Below are 9,151 nucleotides of genomic sequence, written 5' to 3'. Positions count from 1 at the left end.
GGCCAAACGGCGCTGCATGCGCAGTGTGGGAGTATGATGATGGACAAGAGCCCGGATGCATTTCGCACGATCAGCGAAGTCGCGGAAGACCTTGATCTGCCGCAGCATGTCCTACGGTTCTGGGAGACCCGGTTTCCGCAGATAAAGCCGATGAAGCGGGGTGGCGGCCGGCGCTACTATCGCCCCGAGGACGTCGACCTGCTGAATGGTATCCGCCATCTCCTCTACGATCACGGCTATACGATTAAGGGTGTTCAGAAGCTTCTGAAGACCAACGGCAACAAGTTCGTCATCGCTGTCGGGCATGGTGATCTGGCCAGTGTGGAGGCGCTTGCGGCGGCCCAGGAGCCTGCCGCCATGGAGCCCCGCGTCGCCTCTGCCAATTCCGACGAAGACCAGATCGTCGGCCGCGCCAAGGCGCCGATCAGCCGCCGTTTCTTCAATTTCGTCAGCGGTGACGATGGCGTGCCTGACGTCTCCATTGGCAAATCGAGCGTCGGCAAGGAAGATCGCGCTTTGCTTCAGGAGACGCTTTACGATCTTCTGGAATGCAAGCGTCTCCTCGATCAGGTGCGATAAGACTGCCCGCGCCCCGGGTCGCACGTGTTGGGGATTGCGTTTAAAGCATATTATGTTGCAGGTGTATGCATTCTCTTGTCCGATGCATGTTTCGGCTACCTGTGGTGCGTTCGTTTTGTCATTGCGACAGGCATGTGACATTTTTGTCACGTCTGCTACTCTTCTGCGTTGTAGGAATTAGTTCGGCAGCCTTATTAACTTGCTGGGGCAAGCTCACGGGTTCAGTTTGACGGCGAAGCTTATTGCTTCGCCCTGTTTGAGGGGAACAGTCAGGCTATGGAGGGGCACGCTGTTGTCTGCCGGGAGACTCCATCTCTGACGGATAGTCGAATGGAGACACCATGAACATCAAGAGCCTTCTTCTTGGCTCCGCCGCTGCCATCGCCGCGGCGAGCGCCGCCCATGCCGCCGATGCTATCGTCGCTGCGGAACCCGAACCGCTTGAATATGTCCGTATCTGCGATGGATACGGCACAGGCTATTTCTATATTCCCGGCACTGAAACCTGCCTGAAAATCGGCGGAAAGGTTCGCACGGAGGGTGAGTGGTATGACGCCTATAATCCGCGCAGCAAGGTCGGCACGCTCTGGCATGAGCGTGTGGAGCTCAACGTCGATACGGCGACCGACACCGAATACGGGCCGTTGAAGACCAATACCATCTTCCGCTGGGAGTGGAACGATGGGGGCGCGACATCCTCGAAGCTGCTGTTTGCCAATATCAGCCTCGCCGGCTTCACGGTGGGTAAGCTCGATTCGCAATTCAATCTTTACGCCGGCTATGCTGGCGATGTCATCAACGACGACGTGATCTATGACGGCCCGTATGAACTTAATCAGCTGACCTATAAATACGAGCCGGACAATGGCTTCTCGGCTATGATCTCGCTGGAAGACTCCAATTCCACTTCCGACGGCGAGGCCTCCTACGGTGCAGGCTGGTGGACGGACGACAAATCCAACCACTATGCTCCCGATGTTGTGGCCGGCCTCGGCTATAAGGCAGGCAACTGGGGCATCAAGGTTGTCGGTGGTTATGACTCCATCGTCGAAGAGGGTGCCATCAAGGCTCGTCTCGACGCCAAATTCGGTGGCGTGGAAGCCTTCCTGATGGGGGGCTGGAATACGGACGGCGACAAGCTGAACAAATATGCAGGCACGAACCAGGATATCTCGGCCTGCACGAGATCGAACGGCACTGTGAATGCCGCCAAATGCGGCTGGGGTGACTGGGCGCTCTGGGGCGGCGTCGGCGTCCCGGTCAACGACAAGCTGAAGTGGAACCTGCAGCTCGCCTATACAGAGTCGAAGATGTTCGAAGCGACCACAAACCTCAAGATCTATCCGGTCAAGGATTTCCTGGTCGAGCCGGAACTCACCTATGTGCACTACGACTACATCAAAGATGATACGGTCGCCGGCATCCTTCGTTTCGAACGGAACTTCTGATCGAAAACACGCCCGCCGTCTTGATGGGCTGCGGGCGTGCAAATCGGATATGAGGGCCCCGTCTCAACGGGGTCTTTTCATTTTGCGCTATGCTGCTATCCGGTCGTTAAGCACGATGCCATCCTTGCGTGCAGTTTTGCCACGACTTGACGGATTTTCGCGCGATGCTTGATAAGGTTGGCTTGCTTAAGCTTACCTTTGGCTGTATTTCGCTTTCCGGGGTTGTATCCTAAATTGCCGGAGGGAATATGCGCATACGTGCCACGATGGCGGCGAGCCTTGTCGCTATATCAACCATTCTATCGAGCTGTCAGACACCGCAGGAATCTGCGATGAATGCGGAAATGACCTGCCAGTCGCAGGGTTTCCGCCCAGGTACGCAGCGTTATAACCGCTGCGTCGGCGCGACCTACCAGTCCAATCGCGCTCAGGCGCAACAGGCTGAAAACCAGGCTGCTGCCCTGGCCGCCGCCGGCATCATCGGCGGCGTTCTCGTCGGCGCCGCTGTCAGCGATAATCATCATCACCGCGGCTATTACGGCCGGCCTTATTACCGTCGGTGCTACCGCTGCTGGTAAGCGTGGCTTTTATCTGCATTCCAATACGCTCCGTCGGCTCACGCTGACGGAGTTTTCGTTTCAGGCCAACGAACCTCCAGAGCGGCTCCAGGAGACTGCAGCGATTTTCCGTCCAGAGATGTGGAAAGACAAGTGGATGGGCGTTTTCGCGTTTCGAAGAAAACGGCTCTAGTCTGGCGGGCTCATTTCCTGGCGGTTCACGAGCTTCACGCTTCGGTCCGGCTGGACAATATAGGTTTCGATAACATCCTGGCCCCACTGGTTCGTGAAGTGATGCTGGAATTGCGATCCGGGAGGCGATTTCGTCAGTTTCATATGCGGCTGGCCGCCATAGGTAATGCTGCCCGGGATGGGCTGCACCGATTCCGTCGTATTGCACGAGGAAAGCAGCGGTGCACATAACAGGAGAGTCATTATATAAGGCTTCATTGCTTTGACTTTCCGCCCACTTTCCGTCTTGCGATATCCGTCGCACATAAAGACGGAAGGGCATCTATGAGTGTGGCTCCAAATCACTATATACAGATAATGACGGCGTGCTCGGCAGCAAGGTTGTTATGCAGATTTACTTGATTGCGCCGCCGGATTTCGAAGGAGTCGCATATGTTTACGATTGCGAGATCGATAACTGCCGCAGGCTTTGGTCTTTTGCTGGCGGCCGGTGCCGCCATGCCGGCGAATGCCGTCACCATGCCGACCCTGACCGTGCCTGCAACCGGACAGTCGGACATCATCCAGGTGCGCGATCACGGTCATGGCCACGGCCATTGGCATCATCACCATAATCGTTGGGGCAGCGGCCATCGGCTGCATGGCTCGGACAGCTATTATGACGACGATTCGGATAGCGGCGTGCTCTTTAAATCCTTTGTGACCGGCACGCTGTTCAACAGGCAGGGCTCACAGAGCTATTACGGCGTTCATGCGCGTGACTGCGCAAGCCGCTACCGCTCTTATCGCGCCTCCGATAACACCTATCAGCCGAGCCGCGGACCGAGGCAGCTGTGCCGTTGAACGGCAACTTTTTCTGAGCAGGCCGACACTTTTCGCTTGCGTCGGGAAACGCTAAACTCTAAACGAAACAAGCCGTTTCGGCAGGTCGGGGCGTAGCGCAGCCCGGTAGCGCACTTGACTGGGGGGCGCAGCGGCTCAGCGCCGTTTCCTGTTGTTTGCCAACGGCTTATCCTTATCAGCTTCGTCGTTCGTGGGAATTTGCGTGGGACTTCCTGCGGCCTCAAGAGCCGCCCGAATGTCCTCATTCAGCGCGTGGGCATACTTCGTTGTCGTCTTCACGTCGCTGTGTCCGAGAAGAATTTGAGCAACCCGCAGGTTGGACTTTCGAAGGACGCGCGTCGCCGCGGTGTGGCGGGTATCATGGAAATGGAAGTTCTCGACGCCGGCGCGCGGCACCGCACGGCGCATGGCACTTTTGAGGCCTGATTCAGTCAGCGGGTAGCGCCTACCACGCTCCAGCTTGTATCGCTTCGACGCCTTTTGAGCGACATATGTGAAAACCTTCACCTGGTGGAAATTCCGCTCTTCCCACAGAAGCTCATAGATGGCCTGCGACATGGGCAGCGTTCTTGCCTTCTTGCCTTTGCCTATCACGGTGAATTGACGGTTGAAGAAATCGACGCGCGTCCATTCGAGGCCGAGGATTTCCATGCGCCGGCAACCAGTGAGGAAAGCAAAGCGTACGGCGACATCATATCCCCGGCCCAGCTCCTCGATGATCGCGGCTTCTTCCTCGATGCTCGCTTCTCGGACGCGCTCCTGCGGTTCCGCAAGCATGTGCCGCCCGAAGTCGACTTCGGCAACGTTCACCTTCCATACCTTGCGGGCACGCGTGATAATCTCGCGCAGCGGTTGGGTACACGTTCGGTTGACGGTTGCTGGGCCGACGAGTTCCCCTTCCTTGATCTTGCCGCCCTTTATGATCCGCCGCACCCGCTCGCCTCGTCGACGGGCAACCAGGCCCGCGACGATCGAATCCGTAATATCGGTGAGATCGGTCTTGTTGCCGATATGCTCTTTCAGCCATTCAAGGTTGTTGAGGGTCGTGTCTGCATTCTGGTGATGCTGCCCAACTTCGAGCCACCAACGGGAGGCGGCGACTTCGAACGTCATCTTGTCAGCAAAGAATGCGGCCTGCTCGGCTATCTGCGCCTTGGCGTCGGCTCGCTTGACGTCTTCGAAGCGCTTAGCCGCTCGCTTTTCCGTTGCGCCCGTATCGCCCGAAAATCGACGACCGCGTACGACGAAGTCGTAGGAATAGGTTTCTTGACCGGCTCTTTTGTAGACCGACATTTCTGCGATCGCTCCGAGATAAATTCGTTCAGATCTTCGAGGGCGTAACGCCTGGTTGCTCTCTTTTTGCCAAGGCCGATGTTAATCCAGCGCAAAAGGCCATCATCCGTCAAGTCTCGCAACTGGCGGGTTGACACGCTTAGGTGGCGGGCGGCCTCTTCAGGGGTTAGGAGAGCCATCTCAAATCTCCTCGCAGACGAGTGCCGGGCCGCCGTTGTGGCCGATCATCGTTGCAGCCTTCCGGGCTTGCCACTGGCGCTTGATGTTGACGCTATGGCTCACCAGCTCAAGGTGGCCGTCATCCGGCCGCACGCAAAGGCGATTGCGGCAGGCGTGGTCCAGTTCCTTGTTGCCGGGGATATAGCCGTGCTCATTTGTCCACATGACGCGATGGGTAGCGACCATGCGCCCATCGAGCGACATACGCGGGTATCCCTTGCCGCGACCGCTGGAGCCGGACGTTGGTCCGATCCATATCCAGCAGCCCGTTTGCAGATCGATACGAACACGCGCCATGATCCGCGCGCGGATCTTGTCACGCCGGCTCATGGCTGTTCCCTCGCAGGAACCACAGCCCATCAGCAACGTTGATGAGCGGGAGGATTTCGATATGTCTGGTTGGGGAAAGCCGGTGATCGTCGAAACAAGCAAGATCGGCCAGCGACTTGTCATTATGAACCCCGAGCGAGCGGCGGAATTCATGCTGCAGGAATGGCCGTCCAGCATTCGAGGTAAAGCCTTCGCCCGCGCGCAGGCGGTGCTGCTCGGCGCGCTCGAAGGGAAAACCAAACCCTCGGCGGCGCGAAAGGCGTTTCTGGACGCATTGGACGAGAGTGGAATTTACGTCTTCGACGAGTAGCCTCACTCTATCAAGCTGCATTGGGCCACTCCACATAAAAGCCGAGACATGGCACCGGGAAAACATACAGCCTGCGCTTCTGGCGATCGTAGAACGCACCAACCCACAAGTCGTACCAAGCGAAGATGGGGCGAATTTTCATGGCTTACCTGCCAGAATGTCTTCAAGTGCGCCCACGTGGATTATTCTGTATTGCGGGTCCGCCTTAGCGATAGTCGCCTCAAGCCTACGGCGTTGCTCGCTGTGGTTTTTTAGCAGTTCGATGCTCTCCCAAGCCGCAAACGGATCTTCCAGCTCGTCCACCTGTTCGGCGACTTTCAGCATTTCAGCAGCTAGGGCTGTTACGGTGTCAATGCTGGTGACCCCGGTCCCCTGACATGCGCTGCAGATCAGTGATGGGTATCCAATTGGGCAATCTTCATCCTGCTCAAATGTGGTGCAAGGACATGGAACGCGTTCTTCCTGCGTAGTCATCCGTGGGTTCTCCATGCTTCGAACGCGCCACGAAGATCGATCCAGCGCGCTGCGGCGGCAGGATCGGAATTCAGTTCGGCGCGGGATTCTATCTGCAAGATCTCGCGGATAGACACAGCAACGCGTTCGGCGTCGGTCACATCAGCCGCGCCGCGTTCCTCGACGAGGAAGCGGCGAAACAGGCGGTCGCCGCACTTGATCGCGCACTCGGCGGCATAGTCGGCCGGCTTGCGGTCCTTTTTCTGCCGACCCATCCGTTCAACCGTTCTGTCGGGCGGTGATGACATGCGGCGGCGGATGACACTGAAGGCTTCAGCCAGAAGACGAAGGAGGAACGCAATATCCGCATGGGCGTGCAGCAGGAATTCCCGATCCTCATAACCGCAGTCGGCAGACATCGTCAGGATGGCAACCGGCTGCGTTCCGGGTGCGAGGCACGCGAAAATTTCCTCTCCGCGCCTGTCGAGCGACCAATCACGGCTTGCCTCGCCGTGGCGGGTGCGAATGGCTTCAAGGGTGCGCTTGTCCGCTTCTGTCGCCATCAGTCAACCCAGCCCATGCTCGCGTCTCGAACCTTGCGCCACATGATCGGCTGCTGGTCGCGGGGTATGCGGTTCTTGCCTCTGGACATCGGATGCTTTGGGTGATCGCCTTTGGTTATGCCAAGGCAAGCCAGGTCGACCGAGTGATGCGCCGCTTTCGAACACATCCATGTTTCGCGGGCGTTGAACGCGCCGCCATCACCCCACGCGGCGAGCATCGGCGTGTCGTGGAAGCGGGCATAGTCCAATGCCTCGCGCAGATACCGGTTGTTCTCCGGTCCGACCGGATCGGATGCTGCCTGCATGTCTGCGGGATGGGACGCCCGAAATGCGCATAGGTTTACGATGTGGAGACCGCCATATCCCCAGAGCTTGGCAAAGTGGATCAGCTCGCGGATTGTCGGGTCGTCATTCTGATCGTCCGCCGTGGACGGATTGAGCATGCAAACAGGCAGCGCATAGCAATACGCATCCCAATGCCGCAGCAGCAGGTAGCGGTATCGACCGCACTCAGAGATGGTCGCTGACTTTTCCATAGCGGATGCAAAGGGGAATCTCGCGTTGCTCATCACTCACCACCTCGCGCCATCATCGGAGAGATCACGTAAAGCTCGTCAGCGCCGACAGACGGCCGAAACACGGCGTTCGGCAGCGAGCCGCCGAAACGGACGATGGCATCCTGTGTGCTGATAGTGCTGAGGATGCCGCGCAGGGCCTCGTTGTTGAGGCCGATGGAAAAGCCCGTATCGCCCTCATACTGGATCGGCACGTAATCGACCGCCGACTCACCTTCCTTGCTTGTAAGCTCGACGCGCATCGTATCGCGCTCTAGGGTGAGCTTGATGCCGTCCTTATCGGCTTCCGTGGCGACGAGGCAGACTCGAGCAACCGCTGCCTTCAGGGAGGCGACGGTTACGAACACTTCGCGCTCGTAGTCTTCAGGTGCGGCGGTCAGATAGTGTTCCGGAAACTTGCCTTCGATCAGCTTCGATAGAAGGGAAACGCCGTTGCACTTGATGCGGATCAGGTTATCGGCAACCTCGATCTGCGCCGGCTCCTTCACCTCGTCGAAGAGCTTGCGGATCGCCTGCGCCGTCTTCAGCGGAATGATGATGCCGGGAAAGTCCAGCAGCCGTTCCGTGCGGATCTGCACGGCGGCAAGGCCGATGCCATCAAGCGCGGCAAAGCCTATGCGCTCATCCTGCATCGGGTGCATGTGGATGCCGGTCATCCATGGACGGCCGATATCCTTGGTCTGAACGGCATGGGCGACCTTGCCGAACGCGGCGGTTACCTCCGGCATGGCGATCTCGAATGTCTTACCCTTGAGGCTGGAGGCCATGGAAGGGAAATCGCTGGCGGGCAGTGTGAAGATCGAGAAGCTGGACTTTCCCGAACGGATACGGACCTGGCCATTATAGGTGCCCGGCAGGAACTCGATTTCCGCCGACTCAGGGAAATTGCGCACGATGTCGCGCAGATCCGTGCCCTTGATGGTGATCGGCTCCGCATCTTCGGCGATGTCAAGCAGCTCGCAGCTGGCCTCGATCTCGATATCGAGATCTGTGGCGCGCAGGGTGAGCATATCGCCTTCGGGATGAAGAAGGATATTACCGAGCTGTGGGATCTTGGCGCGCTTGTCGACGGCCTCGAATGCTGCATCGAGCGCAGGCAGGAGTTGGCTACGGTGGACGCGGAAGAGGACTTGAGCCTTAGCCATGGGCGCGGCGCTCCGGCTGGCAGCGGTCGGCAAGGCGCATCTCATCGACCGGAGGGCGCAGCTCATAGTCGCGTCCAAAGAGATCATGCATCATCTGCAGGATCTCGCGCCGAGGCTCGCCGTCAGCGACGGCGCGATAGAGCTTTTCAATGTCAGATCTTCTTACGTCACGCATCGTCAGCCTCCTTAGCCAAACACGTAAAAGACTGCCGCTGCGGCCAGCAGGTCGTTGAGTAGAATGATCAGGAAGACGGCGCCGAAGCCGTTGCGCTTCGCCTGCTGGACCTTGCCAATTGCCGGTGTGAAATAGTTCATGGTTGCCCTCTCGCATCCGTTTGGGAAACCGCCGACGCCAGGGGTGAGACGTGGCGGTTGCCCAATCGGACCGGATCAGGCGGCCACGCGGCTGAGCGACTGCGCATAGAGCACCGACGCATCGTGTGCGTGCCGGTTGATCTGCTCTTCGGTGAAGCCGAGACCGAGATAGTCGGACTTTGTCAGGCCTTCGCCGCGCTCGCGAGCGGCTTCGGCCATTTCCTGCGCAATGTTGCGGACACGAACGGGATTGTATGCGGATGTCTGCATGGTTCTTTCCTCTCAAAAGCCTCCTGAGACCATGCCGCCGTCGCTCGGGAGGAGGGGGA

15 protein-coding genes and 1 pseudogene are annotated in these 9,151 nt (G+C 58.4%); 5 read left to right on the top strand and 11 right to left on the bottom strand.

What is annotated here, in order from left to right:
• Positions 1–33 precede the first annotated feature (33 nt).
• The 3 genes from FBZ99_RS04295 to FBZ99_RS04285 all read left to right on the top strand — a co-directional run bounded on the left by FBZ99_RS04295 (position 34) and on the right by FBZ99_RS04285 (position 2,605).
• Complete coding sequence (locus tag FBZ99_RS04295; RefSeq protein WP_069616255.1) at positions 34–579, top strand: MerR family transcriptional regulator; 546 nt, start codon at positions 34–36, stop codon at positions 577–579.
• A 341-nt stretch (positions 580–920) separates the two neighbouring features.
• Complete coding sequence (locus FBZ99_RS04290) at positions 921–2,027, top strand: porin (protein WP_113329026.1); 1,107 nt, start codon at positions 921–923, stop codon at positions 2,025–2,027.
• A gap of 248 nt (positions 2,028–2,275) precedes the next feature.
• A complete protein-coding gene (locus FBZ99_RS04285; RefSeq protein WP_069616257.1) occupies positions 2,276–2,605 on the top strand; it encodes a hypothetical protein in 330 nt (109 codons plus the stop codon).
• A gap of 168 nt (positions 2,606–2,773) precedes the next feature.
• Here FBZ99_RS04285 and FBZ99_RS04280 read toward each other — a convergent pair whose 3' ends face one another.
• Entirely contained in the window at positions 2,774–3,034 is a 261-nt protein-coding gene (locus FBZ99_RS04280) for a hypothetical protein (protein WP_112723085.1), read from the bottom strand.
• A gap of 174 nt (positions 3,035–3,208) precedes the next feature.
• Here FBZ99_RS04280 and FBZ99_RS04275 point away from each other — a divergent pair, with 174 nt between their 5' ends.
• Positions 3,209–3,619: a BA14K family protein gene (locus FBZ99_RS04275; RefSeq protein ID WP_113329025.1), complete on the top strand. Its 411-nt coding sequence runs from the start codon at positions 3,209–3,211 to the stop codon at positions 3,617–3,619.
• Positions 3,620–3,754: 135 nt separating this feature from the next.
• On the opposite strand, the gene FBZ99_RS04270 is transcribed toward FBZ99_RS04275, so the two are convergent.
• The 3 genes and pseudogenes from FBZ99_RS04270 to FBZ99_RS04260 all read right to left on the bottom strand — a co-directional run bounded on the left by FBZ99_RS04270 (position 3,755) and on the right by FBZ99_RS04260 (position 5,461).
• Positions 3,755–4,912 carry a site-specific integrase gene (locus FBZ99_RS04270; protein WP_145631617.1) on the bottom strand — a complete coding sequence of 386 codons (1,158 nt, stop codon included), beginning with the start codon at positions 4,910–4,912 and terminating at the stop codon, positions 3,755–3,757.
• A 20-nt stretch (positions 4,913–4,932) separates the two neighbouring features.
• Positions 4,933–5,091 (bottom strand): annotated as a pseudogene (locus tag FBZ99_RS33410) (helix-turn-helix domain-containing protein); the annotation flags it as partial.
• A gap of 1 nt (position 5,092) precedes the next feature.
• The gene (locus FBZ99_RS04260; RefSeq protein WP_145631613.1) at positions 5,093–5,461 is read right to left on the bottom strand and encodes an HNH endonuclease signature motif containing protein; all 369 of its coding nucleotides are present in this window, start codon (positions 5,459–5,461) and stop codon (positions 5,093–5,095) included.
• On the opposite strand from FBZ99_RS04260, the gene FBZ99_RS04255 reads away from it, so the two are divergent.
• On the top strand, positions 5,460–5,771 hold the full coding sequence (locus tag FBZ99_RS04255; RefSeq protein ID WP_186450287.1) for a DUF982 domain-containing protein: 312 nt from the start codon (positions 5,460–5,462) through the stop codon (positions 5,769–5,771). The genes FBZ99_RS04260 and FBZ99_RS04255 overlap by 2 nt on opposite strands.
• Positions 5,772–5,909: 138 nt before the next feature.
• Here the strand turns inward: FBZ99_RS04255 and FBZ99_RS04250 are convergent, their stop codons facing one another.
• From FBZ99_RS04250 to FBZ99_RS04230, 7 genes are all read right to left on the bottom strand, one after another.
• Entirely contained in the window at positions 5,910–6,245 is a 336-nt protein-coding gene (locus FBZ99_RS04250) for a hypothetical protein (RefSeq protein WP_145631609.1), read from the bottom strand.
• Complete coding sequence (locus FBZ99_RS04245; RefSeq protein ID WP_145631606.1) at positions 6,242–6,787, bottom strand: hypothetical protein; 546 nt, start codon at positions 6,785–6,787, stop codon at positions 6,242–6,244. Before FBZ99_RS04245 ends, FBZ99_RS04250 begins: the two co-directional genes overlap by 4 nt.
• Complete coding sequence (locus FBZ99_RS04240) at positions 6,787–7,323, bottom strand: DUF1643 domain-containing protein (RefSeq protein WP_246661069.1); 537 nt, start codon at positions 7,321–7,323, stop codon at positions 6,787–6,789. The genes FBZ99_RS04245 and FBZ99_RS04240 overlap by 1 nt, the downstream gene beginning before the upstream one ends.
• A 32-nt stretch (positions 7,324–7,355) precedes the next feature.
• A complete protein-coding gene (gene dnaN, locus FBZ99_RS04235) occupies positions 7,356–8,507 on the bottom strand; it encodes a DNA polymerase III subunit beta (protein ID WP_186450286.1) in 1,152 nt (383 codons plus the stop codon).
• The gene (locus FBZ99_RS33030) at positions 8,500–8,682 is read right to left on the bottom strand and encodes a hypothetical protein (protein WP_186450285.1); all 183 of its coding nucleotides are present in this window, start codon (positions 8,680–8,682) and stop codon (positions 8,500–8,502) included. Before FBZ99_RS33030 ends, dnaN begins: the two co-directional genes overlap by 8 nt.
• Before the next feature lie 11 nt (positions 8,683–8,693).
• A complete protein-coding gene (locus FBZ99_RS33765) occupies positions 8,694–8,822 on the bottom strand; it encodes a hypothetical protein (RefSeq protein ID WP_281408379.1) in 129 nt (42 codons plus the stop codon).
• 75 nt (positions 8,823–8,897) lie between these two features.
• Positions 8,898–9,092, bottom strand: coding sequence for a hypothetical protein (locus FBZ99_RS04230; RefSeq protein ID WP_145631602.1), 195 nt, complete (start codon positions 9,090–9,092; stop codon positions 8,898–8,900).
• Between the last annotated feature and the right edge of the window lie 59 nt (positions 9,093–9,151).

Source organism: Rhizobium sp. ERR 1071, assembly GCF_007828675.1.
Taxonomy (GTDB): Bacteria; Pseudomonadota; Alphaproteobacteria; order Rhizobiales; family Rhizobiaceae; genus Rhizobium; species Rhizobium dioscoreae.
Note: the sequence above shows the minus strand (reverse complement) of the source record. Positions and strands in the feature narration are given on the sequence as shown.